We start from the raw sequence: 22,191 nt of genomic DNA, 5'->3' as shown, positions 1-22,191 counted from the left end.
CCTCCTACTAGATGACGGAAGGATGACCCCGGTCAATATTCATATGACTGCCAAGCGATATATGATTACCGTATCACACTTACCGTATCACAGTAGAAGAGAAATCCATATCGAAAAAGTTTCCCGGGAGGCGTTCTTATGCTAGGCGGTCATTATGCGGTCGGTTATTGGGCCAAGAGGGTAGATCCGACCCTCAAGCTATGGCATTTGTTCTTGGCGGTGCAATGGCTCGACATCGTGTGGAGCCCGCTCGTCTTGCTTGGCATCGAGAAGGCGGACACGAGGCAGCCGCTGCCCGCCAGCCCGATACACCTGACTTATATGCCCTATTCGCACGGATTGCTGGCTGCAATGCTCTGGTCGGTCGCGGCTTACTGCGTCTATCGCTTCGCAGCCGGGCCGCGCCGCAGCGTCAAATCCAGCCTCATCCTTGCGTCGGCCGTCCTGTCGCATTGGGTGCTCGACGTAATCGTTCACGACCGCGACCTGCCGCTGCTGGGCAATCGTTTCAAAGTCGGCTTCGGCGTCTATCGGAGCATCCCGTGGAGCTTCGGCATCGAGTCCGCGCTCTTGCTGCTCGGGCTGCTGCTCTACATGGCGTCCACCCGCCCCGTCGGCAGCGGCTTTAACGGCCGCTACGGCATGCTGCTCGTCTTCCTCGCGCTATTACTGTTCAATGCCAATTCCATCTGGGGGCCCTTTCCTCCGAACGAGAACGTCGTGGCCGTCTTTAATCTCGTCTATTATATCGGGTTCGCGGCGGTCATCGCCAAAGTTGAACGGACCCGAGTTCCTAAAGCTCCGTCGACCGTGCCGTCCTGAACCGCATTGATAAGGCCCGAGCTAAGGGACATTCCCCCGGCTCGGGCCCGAGCTTCCTCATTGACGGCGATACCAGGGCAACCGGGATAACGGAGCCTCGACTTCAGCCTCGCACGGTCCGGTGACACGGCTTCCGTCATCGCCAAGCCAATTGCCGTCAGGGAACAGAATGGTTCGCGTAACCGCGCCTTGCTGCAATACCGGAGCCACCAGAATGTCGCTGCCCAACATGAATTGGTCCGTTACGCGCTCATAGCCCGCTTCCGGAAACACGTATGCCATATGCCTCATGATCGGTTCCCCGGACATGGCCGCTTGCTTCGCCAGCTCTTCGATTACAGCGCCCATGCGGCCGTGCAGCTTCGCTGCTTCCAGGCAATACTGCAAGCGCTCCTCGTCCAGCACTCTCCAGGGAGCCGTGGAGAATTGGATCATCGGGAACAGGGCCGAGCACTGCGCGTACCGAACGAACAGCTCCTGATCCACCACATAATCCGGACGAATTAAATCCCCGTACTGTCCCCCGCCGACCATGTCCGGACAATTGAAGGCATAGCCGATCAGCCCTTGCGCCAAGCCGTTCGGAATCAAGCTGCCCAGCCCGTCCTCGTCCCAGCTGTGATTCTTATCGGACAACCGCTGAACGAGCGGCTGGCCGGCAAGCTTCCAGCAAGCCCGGTATTCGTTAAAGGCATACCGCAGGCCAAGCCTTGCCCAAGCTTCGCACTGTTCGTTCGGCGTCGCTGGACGGGCGCTTACGTCGGAAGGGCTGTAGTACTGCGGATCTCCGGCATCCAGCTTAAATCCGTCGATTCCGTACATCTCCATCAGCCGGTCCAGCTCGCGAGTAAACCAACCGAGCGCCTCTGCGTTCGTTCCGTCCAGAATACCGCTGTAGCCGTTCCACCATTTGCGGATAACGGGTTCCCCGTTCCTTTCCCTCAATAGAAGCCCTTGCTGATCCAACAATCGGAACACTTCCCCATCGGGACTAATGAACGGACTCGCCCACAGCATTACGCGGAACCCGAGCTCATGCAGCCGATCGACCATCGCCTTGGGATCCTGGAACCGCCCCGCATGAAAATTCAGCGTTCCGTAGTCCTCATGCCAATTATCATCGATCATCAGAATACCCGGCGGGAAGCCGTGCGCAAGGATCGCTTCGGCATATTCCAGCACCTTCTCCTGCGTCGGATGGTAGCTCATCTCCATCCAGGAGTTGTATTGGGGAACGTTAAAGAACATCGCATCGGGCTGGGTGCCCGAGGACGGGAAATACGCGCTCGAGGCATGAAGGAAAGCCTCGCGTAGATGATTCCCGCCCTGCTCGATCTTGACCGATCCCTTCCGCCCTGCGACGATCAGCTCTTCGCCGTCGAACGAGAAGCGATAAGGCTCTTCCGACCAGACATACCGGCCTTTATTGGAGAGCAGAACAGGGCTCGCCTGATTATAGCCGGCATCTCCGAACAGCTCCCTTTGATAGGGCTTATCGCCGAATGGCATCCGTACGCCGTCGCAGACAGCCCCTCCCCACCAGTACTCCTTGTCCAATAACGGAATTCGAATCGTATCGTTATCCATAGCGAGCCTCCTATTGAGCATGTAACGCTCTTCCTGTTCTGATCTTACAATTCGCCGCTCGGGAGGACAATCTTAAGATTGTGCGTTAAACTATAACGGAATTGACTTTGTCTGTATGGGAGTGAACGCAGCATGGAGCCTGGCGTCTACGGATTTCGCACTAACGATCATTCGATCTTGACGATCGACTCCATCGGATGGCAAACGATCACGAGCTCCGAATACCGATTCGCCGGCGATAACCGACCGGATGTCGGACATGTGATTTTCCAATATACCCTTCGCGGACAAGGCCATCTGGAGTTTGAGAACCAGCGCTTCTCGCTGCCCAAGGGTACGGGATTTCTCGTGCGGATTCCGAGCCGGCACTGCTATTATTACTTGGATAACGGAGAGCCGTGGGAGATTCTGTGGCTGAATATGAGGGGAGACGAAGCGAACCGGATCTGGGGGCTGGCGATGGAACAAGGGGGCCCGGTCTTCCGCATGGAAGCGAGCTCCCCCGTCATCGCGAACCTGTGGACGATCTTCCGCCAGATTGCCGGGGCGAAGATGACGGATAAGTACCGTCTGTCCGTCTCTGCGTATGAGTGGATGCTCACTCTGCTCCAATCAAGCAGAGAGTCAGGACGAGAGCTCAATTCCAAGTCGAACTCCGTCCTGCATCAGGCGAAGCAGCTGATGAAGGAGCGCTATGCTTCGCCGATCACGTTAGACATGCTGGCCGAGCAGCTCCGGATCAACAAATACTACCTGTGCCGGTTGTTCCAGAAAGCCGAGCACACGTCCCCGCTTTCTTATCTTCGGGATCGAAGGATCGAAGCTGCCATCGCCATGCTCAGAACGACGAATCTTCCGATCCAGGAAGTCGGCAAACGCTGCGGGTTCGAGAGCCCCAGCTATTTCGGGAAGGTCTTCCATGCGTACATGGGCCTAACGCCAACGGCGTATCGCGAGAAGAAGCTGGAATTTCCGTATGACGCCATCTATTACGAGTAACCAAGGTTGGCCGCCATTCGCCATGACAATGCGATCGGCCGTCGTTGCGAGGCCGCTCCTGCGGATAAATTTAATCGCGGCGTCCTTCTGCCAGGCGCCCGAACGGCCATAGCCGAACCATTGCCGATAGTCCGGTTCCCGGAGCATGCTTCGCAGCTGCAGAAGCAGCGGCTCGTACGAATCCTTGTCCGGCAGCGTCGCCCCCATCTCGATCAGATGCTTCGGCTTCGTATCCACATCTTGAACGCTTTGGATACGGTGCTCAAGTTCAAGTCCAGGAAGTCGGCCAGCTCCCGCTGCGAGGGGAGCTTCGTTCCGGGCAATAGCACGCCGGTTAGAATATCCTGCTGCAATTGCCGCGCGAGCGCTTTATAAATCGGTTTCCGGGTTTTATCCATCGTCGGCTTCCAGCTCATTGGATAATCATCAAACGAATTAAATGGCATGATCCGCATCCTTTGTCGAATTGCTGTCAGCTTAAGTACAATGGCATGCTTTGGCTTTGGCGTGCTTCATTGCCCGTCCGGTCCGCGTTTAGCTTTCCCTATGCTCGTCCGACGTGAAATGCAGCGGATCCTTCGGCGGGATATGGTTCAGCTTGCGGAACTTGTAGGTACGGATCGCGATAATCTTGATGATCGCGTAGACGGGAACGACGAAGATCATGCCGAAAGGGCCGATTATCGCGCTCGCGCCGATGACGAGCAGCATGACGGTCAGCGGATGAACATGCATCTGCTTGCCGATGATGCGCGGACCGATCACATTCGATTCGATCTGGTTCGAGACGATGAGCACGACGCCGACGAGAAGCACGGTCATCGGAGAGACGGTAAGCGCCACGATAGCCGTAGGAACGAAGGCGATCAGCGGCCCGATATACGGAATGAAGTTCGTGATCGCGGCAATCAGCCCGAACAGCAGCGGATAGGGCAAATCGATCAGCAGGTAGCCAATGAAAGTAAGTCCGCCGATGAGCAGCGACGTCAATACCTTGCTCAGGATGAACGACCCGATCGACGCATCGATCTCCTTCAGCGCGCCGCTTACCTCGCGATGGTAGCGCTCCGGAAACATTCGCAGGACGAGGTGCGGGAATTTATCCCCTTCGCTCAGCAGGTAATAGATCATGAACGGTACGAGACTGAGCAGGAAGACGAAGCTCATGACAAGATTGAACAGACTGCTCACGCTGCCAATGACCGAATTAAGAATCCCGTCCATCGAGCCGGTTAACTTATTCGTAAGATTTTCCGTGGAGAGCGTGTTCTTCTGCTCGATTTGCCTAAACCACTCATGCTGCTGCACGGTTTCGAGCCATGACTGAATGGATTTGACGATTTGCGGAAAATTGTTCACGAGGTTGATCGACTGTTCCTGGATCGGCGGCCAAATCATCCAGAAGAACAAATATAAAAGGCCGACAGCGCCGATGTAGACGAGAAGTATGGCCAGCCACATCGGCAGCTTGGACGATAACAGCCTGACGAACGGACGAAACAGATAATAAAAGACGCCCGATATCAAGAGCGGTAAGAACAACGCCGCCAGCACCTTGACGATCGGATCGTACAAATAGTCAACCTTGGAAGCCAAGTAGGCAATCAATAAGACGACGATGATGCCATAGCCTATGCGAAACCACTTGCCTTGCGGCATACGAACCTAACTCCCTTGCAACAATAGTAGCTACCTATGAATAACATTAACATAATGCCGGCAAGAATACATACCTATCAAGGAAAGAACTTTATTTCCCCTCATCAATAGGAAGGAAAATAAAGTTCGTTGATGGGACTTCTATAATAAGTGCCATTAATCGTTAATAAGTGCCATTAGTCGTTGTATGTCTAACATCCCTTTCGGACATCTACGGGACGAAGACTTGCGGCGTACTCATCCAGAACGATGGCCTTCCCGCCATTCAGGCGCGATTCCTCGGCGGCAAATGCCATCAAGTGGCTGCGGACCGAAGCGGATGCCGATGTCAAGCTCTCCTGACCGCCATAGTTCCTCGCTTCATCCAGGAAGCTGCCGACGATGCCTGCATCGCCCCCGCCGTGACCGCTGGCCTGTTCGGCAATGGTGATTTCGGTCTTCCTATGCGTAAGAAAGTCGAACGCCGTAATGACATTCCCTTCTCCGCGAAGCTCCCCTCTTGTCCCCATAATTTGAATTCGCCGTTCTTGCTCGAAGGTAAAGCCGCACATGCTGAAGATCGCCGTCGCTCCATTCGCGAATTCCATGTTGACGACTTGATGATCCACGACATTGTTGTCGCTCTTATAGACGCAACGACCGTAGTTCGTGTCTCTCAATCCCTGCACGATCTTGTCATAGGATAGATCCGGCGCGAAATGCCTAGCCCAGGGCTTGAACTGTTCGCTCAAATAAAAGCGCTGCGCAGCATAAGGGCAGGTCGATTGCACGCGGCAGTCAAGGCACCGTTCTGCAGCCCCTTCCGGCGCATTGCCCTCGTGGAAATGCATCAGGGAACCAAACGAGCTGACCCTCGTGCACGGCTGATCCATCAGCCAAGATAAAACATCCATATCATGACAGGATTTTGCGAGAATCATCGGGCTCGATTGCTCGGAATTGTTCCAATTGCCTCGGACGAAGCTATGAGCGATATGCCAATAACCAACATTCTCGTTCAGCTGAATGGAGACGATGTCCCCGATATCCCCCGCTTGTATCTTCTCCTTGATCGTACTCCAAAACGGCGTGTAGCGCAGTACATGACAGATGGTCAGAAGTCTGTCATTCTCTTGGGCGGCTCTCTCCATCTCCAGACATTCTTGCGGATGGGGAGACATGGGTTTCTCCAGAAGAACATGATACTTCTTGTTCAGCGCTTGGATGGTCGGCCGGAAATGCATCTGATCCTGCGTACAGATGACGGCAATATCCGCCAGTTTTCCTTCAGCGAGCAGCATCTCCCATGATTCGTAAGCACGCTCGGCTGGAATGCTATGGTCATCGGCGAATGTAGACCGCCTACCGGGATCGGCTTCCGCTACTGCGACGAATTTGAGCTCATGCGGATAATGGAGCGCGTATGGCGCGTAGCTTCCCGCGCCGCGCGCGCCGGCTCCGATTAAAACAGCTGTTAACGGCTTCATGTTTACTCTTCTCCTCTGTCAGTTCAAATTGAAAGCTTTGCTCAATTCGCGCCAAATTCACTTCATTAAAGCAATCATATTTGGAATAATCACTTCATGTCAATTATTTTTTGGATCCAAATTCTCATTACAATTATGATACGCTGCATGCTCAAAAAAAACCTCAAAAGCGGTTCACCTTATTGGCTGAACGGCATTTAGAGGTTATAGCGGTCATGATTAAAAAACTAGCGCGTATGACGTTTAGCCTTCCTTGTTAATGAAGGCTGAAGATTGACGAACCACAAGTTCATACGGAAGCAGCACTTTGAGCGGCAGCGAATAGTGACCCTCCACGTAATTCACCAACATGTTCGCAGCCACTTCGCCGATTTCCGATTTCGGCACCTGCACGCTTGTGAGCGGCGGCGATGAATATTGCGCGAATTCAATATTATCCATGCCGACGAATGCGATATCCTGAGGAATGCGATAGCCTTTCTCTACGGCGGCGCGAAGCGCGGGTAACGCCAGCGCGTCGCTTGCGCAAAACATGGCTGTCGGTCTTTCATCCGCATTCAGCCTGTCCAGCATCTCATTCATTAAACTGTAGCTCAAATCAACGTCCCATTTGGCATTAATAATCCAGCTTTTGTTCAGCTCGCTTCCCGTTTCGAGCATACCGAACTTGTAGCCTGAAAATCGTTCGTCCTCGTCCATTTCATTAGAGAAGGATGGTCCCCCGATAAATCCGATTTTCTTGTGTCCCTGCGCAATCAGATGCCTGACTGCGGAGCGTGCAGCCGAGAGGCGGTCGCAATCGACAACGGGTACGGCTAAGCTATCATAGTTCAAGCTGACGCCAAGCACGCGCACGCCTTCTTCTTTCAAGACCTCGAATTGCTCCTTATCATACCAGGCAATCGAAAGAATGCCCTTCACTCCCGTTTCCCTGATCAAAGAGCGCAGGTAATTCGGACTCGCCAGTTCTTCTCTCGCCGTAAAAAACGCAGGAGTTCGCCCAAGCTCATATAGCCTCTTGCGGAAGCCCGACAAAATGCTCGAAAAATACGGATGATAATCAAATAAAGACTGAGGCATGATACAGCCTATTGATTTCTCGATTTGATAGTGGGCTTTCGCCGCCGAAGATGCCTCGTCTTCCTCTATCTCATAGCCAATCTCATTCGCAACTTCTAATACTTTGCGCTTGGTCTCTTTACTGACAGGGCGATTAGCATCATTGCTAATCGCACGCGATACGGTGGAAATCGATACTCCGAGCCGGTCGGCAATATCCTTCAAAGTCGGCAAATTAACACCTCCTCGATTATTCGAATGAGTGACACCCATTAGCGGAATTCAAAGCCCATTAACTGCTCGTTCACCAGCATGCGCTTTTTAATACGTCCTTTCATAAAAGCCGTTAATCGATATCGTTTCTTCGCGAACGTCGTTCATCGTTATTACCTCAATGGATGTTGTTCCATATCCTTGTAAGCGAACGGTAGCGTCACCGTTGGACTCGCGGATCGAAACCACCTCGGTATCCATATCCCTTGTCAGGATGCCAATCGATTTGGATAGCGTAATCATATTGATTTTATCACGCTCAATATTGATTTCAAACGAATGATTGTTCCATTTCAATGTTGCCTTCGCAATTTCTTTGTCACTCCACCAATCGATGTTTAGCAAATAGATGACTCTCAAACCATCTTCGCGGTCAAACACCGTAAAGTTGACCGTATCATCGCTTACAATATACCCTTTCTCATACTCCGCCTTAGAAGCTTCCTCAGCCGCTTGCTTCAAGACAGCTTCGTATTCATCGCGAATAGCCGGGTTGGCCGGATAGTGCAGCGAATTCATGAAGATGACTTTGCCTTTGCCGACGCTGTTCTGAATAATAAGCGCTTTGTCATGATGGGTCTGGACGACTGCCGCCGTATCTTGCAAGGTAAGTTCCGCCATTCGTTTCGGATCCTCATTATATGCAGGGAACGTATAGTCTTGTATCCCTAGCAGCCTTTCCGTTAAGCCCTTCTCGATAAAGCCGCTTGTTCCCGTTAAAGCTTCATTTCGATCCGTTGTGGTGAACAGATGCGCCCAAGTCAAGATTGCGGTACCGCCATTTTCGCAGAATGCAAGGATCTGCTTAAACTGCTGCTCCGTAGCCGTATTGTAACCTAAGAATGCAAGCACTTTATAGTTTTGATAAGCAGCCTGCTGAGCCTCTATAGGCAGAATATCCACCGTGCCGTATGGCGTTCTTGAATAAAATCCTTGCGGTTTGTTTTCGCACGGGTACCTATAAATCGCATTCAGAACGGCATCCGGGAAGAACACCTTCAGTAAATCCCAGCTTTCTTCCATATGGTCGAACTTCCACTGGTCGCCGATTTGTCCCCACGCATTAGGCCTTGTAAAACAAACCCAAGCATCATTCTTCCCATGTAGAAACCCGAATGGGACAACCATATTCGTCGGTCTTGTATGCGTGGTTACAAAATGAGCAAAGTTCTGTTGAACTTCCAAGTGCCCGAGGCAAGCCGGAGAGAAACGATCGAAGAAGGCCAGCTCGCTTTCGATATGCATAAGTCCTTCTTCCGTATTGATGTGATTAATGTTATGGGTATAACAAACAAACAGCGAAAGCCGATACCTTCTGAACCTTTCTTCCGTATCATGAGGCAGCGTTGACCATTGAACGGCCAAATGTGCCAACAAATCCTTCTTGTTGTACGCAATGGCCGCGCCTCTCTGGGCAGCGATTATAATTTCATGAGGACCGTACATCAATTCGCTCCCGGCGCTTTCCACGCCGCCCTCGTAGAAATATTTGAACAGCGTGCTTGGACCCGAATGCCGCTTCATGCCGTTTAACGAATACCGAACGTTATCGACAAGCTGATTAGCCGCTTCTTCCATATCCGCCGGCTTCACGGGATCATAATTCGCAAATACGCGATTACGTGCATAGACAGGAGGCGTCAGATATTTTCCATCTTCGATTTTGTTTATAAACCGCTCCATCAGCTCATCGAAAAAGGCGAATTTCTCGCCGCGCCGTATCCCCCAATAATAGAAGGCCCCGTCTCTTTCATGTCCCTGATTGCCTACAAAATAAGGTCCTTCTAACATAGCTCTCGTTGGGTTGGCATTCATGCCCGGAAGCTCGCGCCCATCGATAATATGGCAATAATGATAGCGAAGCTCCGTAAACAGATCGACAACATGCGACCAGAAGCCAGCGTTTAATTCCCTCGTTCCAGACCAGCGATAAACGGGCCTTAACGTAATAAAATTACCCAATCGATTGTTGATGTACCAGCAGAAATACTCGTCGAACTCCTCCATATCCTGAGCGATATAGATGGCATCCGACGTTCCCGTCAATACATTGTCGTCTTGCTTTACCAGCGTACGGATTATAGTAATCGTTTCTTCTTCCAGACCGCAACGGAGCCCGATATCGACATTCGTTTGATGTGCCGTTGCCGTAAAGTTGATGACGTTAAAGCCCTTTTTGCATTCATGCACCTGATCGAATACCAAGTTTTCATTGCCGCTTACGGTAACGGTCGACGCTTGTTTCAAGTAAATCAGAACCGGAATAGGCGTATGTAATGGTATGCAATCATTATAACCAACTACGGTCAAGTTTTTTGCTTCCTTATAGAGCAAGTATAAGGATTTAACCCGATAAGGATGAGGCATAAAATGGTCCGCTTGATTAGTGATGCTAATCGTGTTTTTTCCTGCCTTCAATAAAGCTTGATCGATTTTAATCTCTTTCTCGGTAAACCGCAGCGAACGTTGAAAAAACTCGCCGTCAAAGCAAACCTCGTCGTTGATTGCGATTTGAAGGTTTGCCCATTCTTTCTTGGAGAGGTTTTCCCCCAGCCAGTTCATATCCTCATGAAACGGATTAAACATCGTAAACTGCGGCAAATAATTATAGCCCGGCTCACAATAGAAGTTCCCTTGTAAATAGGGATCCTCCAAGTAAAGATCGCCGGTGCATCCCTTTACATGGATGTAGACCAAGACGGAAGCGACATGATCTTCAAGAACGAAATCCTTCTCGATTTTGCTCCACGGGTATGTTCCCTCTTCGATCGGAATAACGATCACTTCATCCGGGTCTAAACTGATTGAAGCTTTGTTCACCCCTTCTTTGATCCATCGCTTCTCAAAAACAATGTCCAATTCCGCATCGGTATTCTTTATTAATTGCTCGGCCTTGGCATAGATAGAGAAGGTGAACCGATTGCCGGCATGTTCAGGCTTTACGAATTTATAATAGGCACGCTTTCGATACGCTTCGCCATTACCTTTAAACCGCAAGTAAAACTGACTATGATGGGTATCGATCGGACACAGACAGTCATCAATCATGCGGTATAAATAAGGGTACCCCGCCTCTGTCATCCAAGAGGGGTGCATCGCATACTCGCCTTTTAACATGAGCTTGAAATCGTGATCCGCGATAAAATCCGAATCATCAAGCACAAAGTCGTAAGTGAATACATCGCCAGGCTTGATATGCGGCGGTTCCGCATAATCCTGAATCGTCATTTTACTATACATAGGATCCTCCCGATATGTGAGATGCAAAAGGAGCGTGAAAGCTCACACTCCTTTTGAACGATGGATGAGATAGCGATTATTTCTTGAACGTCTCGTCGTATGCTTTATTGATGAGCTCCAAAGCTCGCTCGGAGCCAAGCTTTTTAACCTGCGGAATGACTTTCGAATCCCAAGTGTCAATGCTTTGCTTGCCGATAATGATATTCACGGAAGCTTCCTCGACATACGTGTCAATCGCCGTTTTGAGGTCGCCGTATTCCTTTTGCTCTTTATCATTCGTAAATTTCGCATTAAAGGTCGCTTTGCCGAAGGCGTTGTTCTCGCTCAAGAACGCGACCGACTTTTTCATTGCGGCGCCGTTCAGCTCGTACGTATTGATCGCTTCTTGGTTGACGACCGTGAACAGGTCTTGATTATTCAAGCCGGAATTCGTGATCGTGCCCTTCGGCGTTGCAGGCGTTTGGAAATCCTTCAAAAACTTGATCGTGCCGTCGGCATTCTTCTCATAAGATTCGCCTTCAATACCGAATTGCATGGCGTTGATCCCCTCGGGGCTGTACATCCAGTTCAATAAATTAACCAATTCGTCCTTGTATTTGGATTTGCTTGAAATCATTTTCAAAGCTCCGAAATATCCGCTTAATACAACCGTTCCTACTCGAGTATCGTTGTATTTAGGCTGAAGCAAAGCCGTAAACTCAAAGCCCTCCGGCGTTTTGGCTCCCATGGTTTGAATGATTTCGTCGCCGGCTTGCGGGTAGTCGATCGTCACGAAGCCTTTGTTCGTAGCCAACAGCTCATTCCATTCTTCATCCGTAATCGTGGCGAAGTTCGGATTCACCAGCCCTTGGGCATACAGCTTGTTCAAGAAGATCAGCGTATCCTTGTAAGCTTGGCTATCCGGACCGAACGCGTATTTTTGCGTCGCTTGATCGAGATAGAAGGAAGTGTCGGACCCTCTGAAGTAGGCTTGGTTCTGAATTAAATGATTGGTTCCCCATCTTACGAAATACGGATAGGAATCCGGGTACAGCTTCTTCAGCTTCACTAACGTATCGTATAAATCATCGAACGTTTCAAACTTCGTGGATAAGTTGTTTTTCGCGAAAATATCGGTTCTGCCGATCAATACCTCGTCGGCACGATAAGGAACGTCGTACATTCTCGGAGCGCCGTAATAGTTGCCGTCAGGCGAACGATCCAGATCCATTGCAGGCGCGTATTTCTCCAGCATGGCTTTCATATTATCAAGCTTGCCTGACTCCATGTATGGCGTCAGATCCAAGAATGCGCCTTGCGGGCCGTATTTATCCGCATATTTCTGTCCGCTCTGCAGCGACATCAAATCCGGCAGCTCGCCGGATGCCAGCATCGTATTGATTTTCTCCGTAGAGTCTGCACGGGATACGTTAATCGGCTTGATTTTAATATTGGTGTATTTTTCGATCGTCTTGAACACTTCTTCATCCCCCGTGTAAGGGGTATTTGCCGTGAAAAACCAATTGACTTGAATAGGCTTGGCGCTGATTTTTTGTGCACCGGTTGCAGCAGGTTCATCTGCCTGCGTTTCAGTCGAAGCATTCGTCGTTGTTGCTTTCTCTGTGGAATTCGAAGATTTGTTGTTGCCGTTGCTGCTGCACCCCGTAACAATCAACATAATGACCGCTACAAAAAAGATTAACAATCTTTTCATAACAAGACTCTCCTCTTTTTAAGTTTATATACTATCCTTTTATCGAGCCTACCATCAGACTCTTCACGAAATATTTTTGTATAAAAGGATATATACACATAATAGGAAGCGTGGAAATAACAATCGATGCCATTTTTAACGATTCTGTAGGAGAGTGAGTGAGTTCGGCGTAAGCGCCCTTATCGCTTGGATCGACGGATGCCGTGATCAAAATACTTCTCAATATCATCTGTAAAGGATATTTCGTGTTGTCATTTAAATAGAGCAGCGCGGAGAAATAGCCATTCCAGATGCCAACTGCCGTAAATAAGCCGATCGTGGCCAAAATGGGCTTGGAGAGCGGTAAGTAGATTTTGGTATATATCTGAAAATTGGTCGCGCCGTCAATTTGAGCGGATTCGCTCAAGGCTTCAGGTATATTCCTGAAGAAGGATCTCATCAGAATGACGTTCCAGGCGGACAATGCCCCCGGAAGAACCATAACCCAAAACGTATTGATCAGATGCATCGACTTAAAAGCCAGATAGGTCGGAATCATACCGCCGCTAAAAAACATCGTGACGATGTAGATTTGGGCGATATAGGATCTCATTTGAAACTTGTCTTTGGAAAGCGGATAAGCCGTAATGGAAGTGAAGAACAACGTAAAGAGCGTACCAACCGCGGTATATAGAATCGTGTTTCGGTAGGCCGTGTAGAAAACAGGGTGATTAATCATCGTCCGGTAGGCGCCTTCGTCAAACCCGCGCGGAAAGAACGAAACCTTCCCGGCCATGACTTCCGCAGGATCACTGATCGAGACAGATAACACGTAGGCAAAGGGATACAGCATCATCAACACCGTAATCGCTAATATGATATAGACGATGACGAGAAAAACCTGATCTTCGATCGGATCTCTAATTCGGTTCGGATTTTTCACGACATCACCACAAACCTTCATCTAAGAATTTTTTGGAGAAGAAGTTTGCACTCAGCAAGAAGATAATAGAAACAACGCTGTTAAACAGCCCGATCGCGCTTGAGAATCCATAATCCTGGTCGAACATCCCTTTACGGTACACATAGGTAGAGATAACGTCGGCTACGTCATAGGTAGCCGGGCTATACATTAACAGGATCTTCTCGAATCCAACGCTGACGATGCTGCCTACAGCCAGAATGAACAACGTAATAATGGTCGGGCGAATGCTTGGCAAGGTGATATGGAAAATCTGCTTGAACCTTGAACAGCCGTCGATCTTGGCCGCATCGTACATTTCGGTGTCGACCCCCGTAATAGCAGCCAAGTAGAGGATGCTGGAATAGCCGACTCCCTGCCATATGTCCGAGCCGATATACATGCTTCTAAAAAAACCGGATTCGTTGAAAAACTGGATCGGGCCTGCATCCACCGCCGCTAACATATCATTCACGATACCTGTATCGCTAAACATCGACTTCATAATGCCGACGATAACGACAACCGATATAAAGTAAGGTAAATAGGTAGCGGTTTGAACAAATCGCTTCAATTTCGGATGTACCATTTCATTAATCAATAAAGCGAGAACAATTGGCGCAGGGAATGACCACAGCAAGTTATAGAGACCGAGCAGGAACGTATTTTTTACAATTCGATAAAAGTTCGGATCCGCAAAAAACCGTCTGAAGTTATCGAATCCGATCCACTCGGAGCCGGTCATCCCTTTAAACAGGCTGTAATCTTGAAAAGCGGTTAAAACGCCGACCATGGGATAGTAAGCAAATAAGGCGATGATGACTAACCCAGGTATCGACATGATCAAAAAAGAGCGGTTACATTTCCAGTCATACAAAAATTTGGAGTAAAAGGATGGCTTCGAAATTTTCTCGGTCGTTGTTGACATTCGCTCACCTCGTTTCAGTATTTCGCGTTCGATCTCATTCCGGTCCATACAAGTCGGAGCTCGTTTGGCGCATATTCGGCAAAAAACCGCCGGATATTTGCACCAACTTTTCCTTGAATAATGCTATAATAATGAGAAAAATATGATGTGTCAATGGATTATTTGGATCCAAATCTCAAAGTTCCCATGACTAATTCACTAGATCGATAGTAAGGAAAATGAACCAAAACAAAGCCCTCGTCCTCGTGCTCACGGGAGCCACATCACAGAAATGAACGCCTCCCATGAACAAACGGAGCGGTTAGCCGCGTCGTTGTTAAGCCAAGACAGTAGAAAATGAAAGGCCGCCGGAGAATATTTTATTCCGCCTCATCATGAAAACGTTTACAATTAAACACGCAGTTCAATCGAAAAGGAGGGTTTTTATGAAAGCGGCAGGAAGAAAATTAGCACTGTTGTTGGCATTATCACTGATTTTATCGTTGTCCTGCGTACCAGTCAGTCAAGCGGCAGGCAATGGGAATTTTCAGGTCGTCAACGGCAAAATTTACGACCCGAACGGTAACCGCTATGTCGCGAGCGGGCTAGACATGTATCTCAGCGACGGTACGGCCGACCAAGTGCTTGCTATGTTTCCGGGAATCAACTTCATCCGTATACCCGATGATTCAACGCATGATCCGTCCTACTTTTCGTCCTTCATCAATACAATGACCGCGCACGGCGTCGTTTGCGAGATCGAATACCATCCATGGCCAACGTTCGATACGAGCAGCGAACCTAGCAATTACCTCAGTTGGATCAACTCCCTCGCGAATTACTATAAGAGCAATCCCTATGTCTGGATCGGCACGATGAACGAGCCCACTAACGCCGCCCTGACCAATGAACACACCGCAGTGTACAATCAAGTGCGAGGCACCGGCAACAATAATATCGTTGTCCTCTACACCGAAGGAGCTAACGCGCAGACCCCAAGCAGCTATGCTTCGATGCACGGGGTCGTCTGGGATTCCCACTTCTATGGCTGGCTGTCCGACTATTCCACCAATGTAAGCGACGTTCGGAATGCGTATCTGTACGGCACCAAGTGGATCGGCGGCGTTAGCAATGCGCAATTCGGCTCCACGTATTACGCCGGCACCGTCAGCGCCGACGGTGCCATACCGCTTATCAACGGGGAGTTCGGGCCATCGACCGATGACCTGTCGACCGATGCTAACGCGAATCAAGTCATCGATACGGTCTCCAACTGGGCAATTGCCAATGGGTATTCGCAAGGTTATAGCGGCTGGAGCTGGTGGAGACCCGGCAACGGCATGGATAACGTGCAAAATAGCGGGGTGCTGACGACTTGGGGCACTCAGCTTAAAAATGCCATCCAGGCTACAAAAACTTGGCTAAGCAGCCAACCGGGACTCGGTTCGAGTAATACGCTTGCCAACACGGGTTTCGAGTCGGGCTTATCTTCATGGGGGACGTGGGGCAGCACTTCGGCGGCAGCCGGCAATGCCAATTCCGGAAGCTACGCCGTCAAAGTTCCGAGCGGCGGCGGCGTGTATCAGGATATTAATGCAAGCGCCGGAGCGATCTATAATCTGTCGGCCTTCGGCAAAGCAGATGCAGGCGGAGGCAGCGGCGCCATCTATATCAAGGCTAAGAACGCAAGCGGTACCGATATTGCAGGTTCGGAAGTCGACCTCAACATCACATCCTCCAGCTATAGCAAGAAAACGACGACTTATGTAGCTCCTGCCGGTACTGCCAAACTGGAAGTCGGAGCCTGGACGTCATCCGGGACGATCTACTGCGATGATTATTCGCTTACGCTCAATTTGCTGGCCAACCCCGGTTTTGAATCCGGCTTGACTTCATGGGGCAGCTGGGGCAGCGTATCGGCCGTAACCGGAAATGCCAACTCCGGCAGCTATTCGGCCAAAGTTACGAACGGCAGCGGCGTATTCGAACAAATAAACGCTGCTGCCGGAAATACCTATCATCTGTCGGCATATGGCAAAACAGATGCAAGCGGAGGCAGCGGCGCCATCTATATCAAGGCTAAGAACGCAAGCGGCGCCGATATTGCAGGCTCGGAAGTCGACCTTAACATTACATCCTCCAGCTATAGTCAGAAGACGACAACTTACGTAGCTCCTGCAGGCACTGCAAAGCTGGAAATCGGAGCCTGGACGTCATCCGGGACGATCTACTGCGATGATTACTCCGTTAACTAAGTGGATGTCGCTTGCTGGCGGCAGCGGCAAAGCGATTGGATACCGGATACGACCCTCTACGGGACTTGGCGTTGCTCTCCTTCATCACGTCGCTGACCGTAGCCGTTAATGCAATCCAATCGCGAGACTCTTCTATCGAAAGCAGAAGGTCGTAGCGGAATCGTAGCGGTATGAAGAAGACCAGCATCCTTCAACGGATGCTGGTCTTCTTGCTTTCCTGTTCCTGGTCTTCTTGCTTATCCATTTCTCATGAAATTCTGCGCATCCAAATTACTCAGCGGCACCGTCCGCGAGAACGCGAGGGGAACGATTACATCCGCCCTTGCAAGGTTGTTCACGTCATTCGGCATCGCTAAAGTTAAGGAATCGTATCGCGCTTATTCGCTCAGAAAAACCGCTTTTCAAATTCTAACAAACCCTAGAGGCGTTATGCCTGAGAAAACAAGCAATAACCTCTCAAAATGGCATGTTTTCTGGGAATAAGGCGTCCTGGGTTCGTTAGATTTTAATCAGGTGGTTTTTGAGCTAAATAAGGCGTCCTGGGTTCGTTAGATATTAATTAGGCGGTTTTCGAGCCGAATCAGCGCACTGGGCTCGTTAACATGGACGGACGGCATGTTTCTTCCACACAACCCGTCTTCGGCGCAGGCGTAACATGCGCTTTCGCGATGTCTTGTGTTTGAATTCCCGCCATCCGTGATGACGGATACCGGCATACCGGCGGGCAGCCTTGCTCAGGCATGCCAGATACGCGGCATCGGCATCGATTCTTTTCCCAGCTCGGCCCAAGCGTATTTCAGCAGCAGCTCCGTCTTCAACGCAGCCTGATTCGGATCATCCCATAAATTGCGAACTTCATCCGGGTCCTCGGCGAGATCGAATATTTCCCCATAGGTTTGATTGTAATACACCGTGATTTTGTATCGGTCATCGACGTACGTCTTCTGGTGAATGGTCGTCGGCTCGTGCCGGAATTCACAGATCGCATGATCTCTGGCCGCCTCCCGTTCCCCGAGCCATACGCCGCTCTGATTGACGCCTGTCATGGCGGAAGGGACGGGCAAGCCTGCAAGCGACAAGAATGTGGGCGCCAGATCGACCAGCGATTGAATCGCCGGCGATACGCGTCCGGCCGGAACGCGGGAAGGATAGCGGACGATGAACGGAAGTCTGATCAGGTCCTCGTAATGGAAGCCTCCCTTATGCTGCAGGCCGTGCTGACCGAAGAAATGGCCATGGTCCGTCGTGAACACGACAATGGTATTGTCCGCCATGCCAAGCTCGTCGAGTTTATCCAATATCCGGCCGATGGCTTGATCCATGCAGCTCACCATGCCGTAATACGTCGCGACCTGCCTCTTGCGCTCTTCGGGAGAACGCTGAACATGGGAGTGGTAGCCATGAATGCCGAATCCCGTTTCGCGCCAAGCGCCGAAATCCGGATCCTCCTCCTGCGTCATTCGGAAATGCGGCGGGTTGCGGTCATGCTCGCCCGGAACGGCCTTCGGAATCGTGAGCCGATCCGGATCGTACATCGTATCCCACGGCTCGGGCACGAGATAGTCCGGGTGAGGATCGAAGAAGCTTGACCATAGGAAGAACGGTTCCTCGTTCGCCTTATACTGCTCGAGCAGCGCGTTCGAACGTTCGGCAATCCACGTATTGTAATGGTATTGCTCCGGAATCGGCCATTTGTGCTCGATCTGCTTATCCATCGTCCCTGTCGGAGGAAGGAAGTAATCGCGCCAATTCAAGCAGCCCTTCTCCTCCATCCACAGCGCATAATGCTGACCGACATGCGCCTCGTTCGTATGGTTGCGCGCCAATTCCACATGGTCGAATCCGTAGAACGGTCCATTGAACTGCTTCCAGAACGCCAAATCCTGCAAAATCGGATAAGCCTCTACGGATGGATACGCATCCGTGTCGCGTAACGGCTGAAAATGCGCTTTGCCGATCAGCGCCGTTCGATAGCCGTTAGCGGCAAAATCTTCGCCGACGGTATGCCGGTCTTCCAGCAGTTTGGTGCCGAGCGTCCACGCTCCGTGCTGGCTTGGGTACATCCCGGTGATGATCGATGCCCTTGACGGCGTGCAGGTCGGATTCGGACAGTACGCTCTCGTGAACGTCGTCCCTTCCCGCGCCAGCCGGTCCAGGCTCGGCGTATGAATGTCCTTATTGAAAGCACCGATCGTATTCCAATGCTGCTGATCGCTGGTAATGAGCAAAATGTTAGGTTTAGCCATACCGTATTCCCCCTGACAGCAAATTTCCAATCGCTTGCCCGGCCAACGAACAGGCTAGCTCTCCCCCATCCGGGAGATCCTTCGGAAGAGAGCGGGCGTCATGCCGGCCTGCTTCTTGAACGTATGGTGAAAATAAGAAACGCTGCCGAATCCGCAGCTATCGGCAATATACGAGATCGAATGATCGGAATGCAGCAGAAGTTCCTTGGCCCTGATCATTCGTTTGGCACTTAGATAAGCCGGCAGCGTACAGCCTGTCGCTCTCCGGAACGTCCGGCTAAAATGCTCGGGCCCGACCAGTGCCTGCCGGGCCAGCCAGTCCAGCGTCATCCGTTCATCCAGCAGATGATCGTCAATATAACGCAGAATCCCGTTCATCCATGCCGCGCTTCTTGAAAGGGCGGGCGCTGCGGCTTCGTCCTGCCTCGTCTGCCGGCGGTTGATGGCGAGCAAGAGACGATGAAGCAGCACGACAAGCGCATGACGGCAGCCGATCCGCGCGCCGGACCACTCGCCGTTCATCTCGCCGAGCATGAGCTCGCATAGGCTCAGCTCATCCCCCGTCAGCCATTGCCGATGCCCCTCGTTCCAATAGAACGGCTGCAGCGGGTCGTAATCGCCATCAGCCGCAAGCATCCTCACGATCGAGGGGCGAAATAATACGACGGAGCATAGAAAGGGCCGGCGCTTGTCCGGAATCGACCGATGAAGCGCGTCGCCGGCAATCGCGAAGACGCTGCCCTTCTTCATCGCGTACCTCTGATTTTCGATAAAGAAGTCGCCTTCTCCTTCGTGAACGATGACGATTTCGTGCATATCGTGAAAATGAAAGATCGGGGTATCGAACTCCGACCGGCCTCTCATGCGGTACGTCAACCAAAACGGGAATCCGGAATCGACGCCAATGGCTTCCTGTTCGACCTGCAAACGGCATCCTCCTTAATCGAATGGCGGCATTGCTTGCAATACGGCCGACCATAGGAAAAGATCAAAAAAACGCATACGCCTATCGATTTATGACAACTGTCTCTTCCAACGTACCGCTATACTGAGTTAGCAGATAGTAATTAGCAGATAGTAAATAACAAGGAGGAGCTTCATTGAAACCTTACGAGGACGCGCAGTTACCCGATCTGCAATCGGATTATCCCCTCTCCGACGAGCTGATCGCGCAGTACCGCGAGGACGGTCATACGATCGTCAGAGGCGCCGCCGCCAAGGAAGAGATCGCCCCCTACCGGGAAGCGATCCGGCAATGCGTGATGGCCAATGCCAAGCCTATGGACCCCTTGGAGAAACGTTCGACTTACGGCAAAGCGTTCATCCAGGTCGCGAATGTATGGGAGCGCTCGGAGGCGGCCAGGAAATTCGCTTTCGCGCGGCGCTTTGCCAAAATCGCCGCCGAGCTGATGGGCGTGGACGGCGTGCGCATGTATCACGATCAGGCGCTGTTCAAGGAACCCGGAGGCGGCCATACGCCATGGCATCAGGACCAGGTGCTGTGGCCGATCGATACGGGCAAGACGATCACGATGTGGATGCCGATCGTCGATATTTCCGCAGCAATGGGGTCCATGACGTTCGCTTCCGGCAGCCACAAGCTCGGTTATGCCGTTGATCTGCTGATATCCGACGAATCGCACCGGACGCTCAAGGAGCTGATCGCGGCAAGAGGGTTTCCGACTGTTACTTACGGCGCTATGGCGGCGGGAGACGCCACCTTCCACGACGGCTGGACGATGCATAATGCGCCGGCCAATCCGACGGGAGAAACGCGAGAAGTGATGACGGTCATCTACGTAGCCGACGGCGCGCGCGTAGCCGAGGAAATCCGCACGCGTTCCCAAGCGCTCGATCTCGCCGGCTGCATACCGGGCGCGGGGCCGGGGGATCTCATTCGAAGCCCGCTCAATCCGCTGCTTTACAGCAAGTCGAATCCGGAGCCGCCGGGTGAATAACACGAATCCGGCGGAGCAAAGGTTCCCCCTTTGCCTCGCCGGATCGTTACGACTAGAGCAAGACGGCAGTCTTTATGCGCTCTCTCCCTCTCTATGACTCACATACCTGCCCGTTCATCGCCGATCAGACCGGTATGAAGCGCGCCGATCAGCCCGGCCTCGTCGCCCAATTGCGCCGCCGCGACCTTCAAATACGACGCTTGATGCGGACAATGGCGCCGCAGCTCCTGCCGGATCGGCTCGAGCAACAGATCGCCCGCCGCCGCCACGCCGCCGCCGACGATAATAAGCTCAGGATCCAGCGCATACACAAGCCCCGCAAGCTTGCGCCCGATCAAGGTACCGACGCGTTCGAACAACGCCTTCGCATCCGGGTCTCCTTGCATGCAGGCCTGATACACATGCTGCGCGGTAATGGAACCGCGCCGGGCTGCCAGCTCAGGGATGCGGCCCGACAGCACCAGCTCTTCCGCGAGACGGGCGATGCCGGTGGCGGAGGCGATCGTCTCCAGACACCCCGATTTGCCGCAGGCGCATGGCGCGGCTTCTCCGTCCACGATGTCATGGCCGAATTCGCCGGCCAACCCGTTCGCCCCGCGAACCATCGCGCCATCCACCATGATGGCTGCCGCGATGCCGGTGCCGACGGTCAGACAGATGAAGTCGCGGCAGCTCTTGCCTGCGCCGCCGACCGCTTCTCCCTTCGCGTACGAACGCACGTCGTGTTCGATAACCACGGGCACGTCCAGCCGCTTCTTCATCTCCGCCGCCAAGCGGACGTCACGCCAGCCGAGGTTGCTGGCATCGCGAACGATGCCAAGCGCCGCATCGATCTGCCCCGGTACGCCAATCCCGACGCGGCGCAGCCTGCCGCCTGCGCCGGAATCTTCCGCCAGCCGGAGCACCTCCTCTGCCAAGCGGTCCAGCATCGGCGCGGCGCCGGCGATCCGATCCGGCTTTACCGTCGCGAAACTGCTTTTCATCACCAGATTCATTCGCTCGTCAAATAACCCGACAACGGTATTCGTCCCTCCGATGTCGATCCCGGCGTATACGTCACGCATCGTTTCCCATCCCTCGACCGTTC

General features: G+C 51.9%; 15 protein-coding genes and 1 pseudogene. 4 read left to right on the top strand and 12 right to left on the bottom strand.

Features of this window, described 5'->3' with window-relative positions:
- The first annotated feature begins 138 nt into the window (after nt 1–138).
- The gene (locus GXP70_RS07450) at nt 139–822 is read left to right on the top strand and encodes a hypothetical protein (protein ID WP_162355870.1); all 684 of its coding nucleotides are present in this window, start codon (nt 139–141) and stop codon (nt 820–822) included.
- A 57-nt stretch (nt 823–879) separates the two neighbouring features.
- Here the strand turns inward: GXP70_RS07450 and GXP70_RS07445 are convergent, their stop codons facing one another.
- A complete protein-coding gene (locus GXP70_RS07445; protein WP_162355869.1) occupies nt 880–2,409 on the bottom strand; it encodes a glycoside hydrolase family 31 protein in 1,530 nt (509 codons plus the stop codon).
- A 132-nt stretch (nt 2,410–2,541) separates the two neighbouring features.
- Between GXP70_RS07445 and GXP70_RS07440 the strand changes: the two genes are divergently transcribed.
- Nucleotides 2,542–3,408, top strand: a complete 867-nt coding sequence (locus GXP70_RS07440) for a helix-turn-helix transcriptional regulator (protein WP_162355868.1) — start codon at nt 2,542–2,544, stop codon at nt 3,406–3,408.
- Between the two features lie 6 nt (nt 3,409–3,414).
- Here GXP70_RS07440 and GXP70_RS07435 read toward each other — a convergent pair.
- From GXP70_RS07435 to GXP70_RS07400, 8 genes and pseudogenes are all read right to left on the bottom strand, one after another.
- Nucleotides 3,415–3,854 (bottom strand): annotated as a pseudogene (locus GXP70_RS07435) (GntR family transcriptional regulator); the annotation flags it as partial.
- Nucleotides 3,855–3,942: 88 nt separating this feature from the next.
- Complete coding sequence (locus GXP70_RS07430) at nt 3,943–5,067, bottom strand: AI-2E family transporter (protein WP_162355867.1); 1,125 nt, start codon at nt 5,065–5,067, stop codon at nt 3,943–3,945.
- A 191-nt stretch (nt 5,068–5,258) separates the two neighbouring features.
- On the bottom strand, nt 5,259–6,533 hold the full coding sequence (locus tag GXP70_RS07425) for a Gfo/Idh/MocA family protein (protein WP_162355866.1): 1,275 nt from the start codon (nt 6,531–6,533) through the stop codon (nt 5,259–5,261).
- Nucleotides 6,534–6,776: 243 nt separating this feature from the next.
- On the bottom strand, nt 6,777–7,826 hold the full coding sequence (locus GXP70_RS07420) for a LacI family DNA-binding transcriptional regulator (protein ID WP_162355865.1): 1,050 nt from the start codon (nt 7,824–7,826) through the stop codon (nt 6,777–6,779).
- A gap of 87 nt (nt 7,827–7,913) precedes the next feature.
- Nucleotides 7,914–11,105: a hypothetical protein gene (locus GXP70_RS07415; protein WP_162355864.1), complete on the bottom strand. Its 3,192-nt coding sequence runs from the start codon at nt 11,103–11,105 to the stop codon at nt 7,914–7,916.
- Nucleotides 11,106–11,181: 76 nt separating this feature from the next.
- Entirely contained in the window at nt 11,182–12,564 is a 1,383-nt protein-coding gene (locus GXP70_RS07410) for an extracellular solute-binding protein (RefSeq protein WP_225442705.1), read from the bottom strand.
- Nucleotides 12,565–12,829: 265 nt separating this feature from the next.
- Nucleotides 12,830–13,720, bottom strand: a complete 891-nt coding sequence (locus GXP70_RS07405; protein ID WP_225442704.1) for a carbohydrate ABC transporter permease — start codon at nt 13,718–13,720, stop codon at nt 12,830–12,832.
- 4 nt (nt 13,721–13,724) lie between these two features.
- Complete coding sequence (locus tag GXP70_RS07400; RefSeq protein ID WP_162355861.1) at nt 13,725–14,666, bottom strand: ABC transporter permease; 942 nt, start codon at nt 14,664–14,666, stop codon at nt 13,725–13,727.
- A gap of 425 nt (nt 14,667–15,091) precedes the next feature.
- On the opposite strand from GXP70_RS07400, the gene GXP70_RS07395 reads away from it, so the two are divergent.
- Complete coding sequence (locus GXP70_RS07395) at nt 15,092–16,900, top strand: cellulase family glycosylhydrolase (RefSeq protein WP_162355860.1); 1,809 nt, start codon at nt 15,092–15,094, stop codon at nt 16,898–16,900.
- Between the two features lie 734 nt (nt 16,901–17,634).
- Here the strand turns inward: GXP70_RS07395 and GXP70_RS07390 are convergent.
- Complete coding sequence (locus GXP70_RS07390) at nt 17,635–19,146, bottom strand: sulfatase family protein (RefSeq protein ID WP_162355859.1); 1,512 nt, start codon at nt 19,144–19,146, stop codon at nt 17,635–17,637.
- 54 nt (nt 19,147–19,200) lie between these two features.
- Complete coding sequence (locus GXP70_RS07385) at nt 19,201–20,073, bottom strand: helix-turn-helix transcriptional regulator (RefSeq protein ID WP_162355858.1); 873 nt, start codon at nt 20,071–20,073, stop codon at nt 19,201–19,203.
- A 173-nt stretch (nt 20,074–20,246) separates the two neighbouring features.
- On the opposite strand from GXP70_RS07385, the gene GXP70_RS07380 reads away from it, so the two are divergent.
- A complete protein-coding gene (locus GXP70_RS07380) occupies nt 20,247–21,104 on the top strand; it encodes a phytanoyl-CoA dioxygenase family protein (protein ID WP_162355857.1) in 858 nt (285 codons plus the stop codon).
- Between the two features lie 98 nt (nt 21,105–21,202).
- Here the strand turns inward: GXP70_RS07380 and GXP70_RS07375 are convergent, their stop codons facing one another.
- On the bottom strand, nt 21,203–22,168 hold the full coding sequence (locus tag GXP70_RS07375; protein WP_162355856.1) for an ROK family protein: 966 nt from the start codon (nt 22,166–22,168) through the stop codon (nt 21,203–21,205).
- Nucleotides 22,169–22,191 lie beyond the last annotated feature (23 nt).

The organism is Paenibacillus lycopersici, assembly GCF_010119935.1.
GTDB classification, from domain to species: Bacteria; Bacillota; Bacilli; order Paenibacillales; family Paenibacillaceae; genus Paenibacillus_Z; species Paenibacillus_Z lycopersici.
Note: the sequence above shows the minus strand (reverse complement) of the source record. Positions and strands in the feature narration are given on the sequence as shown.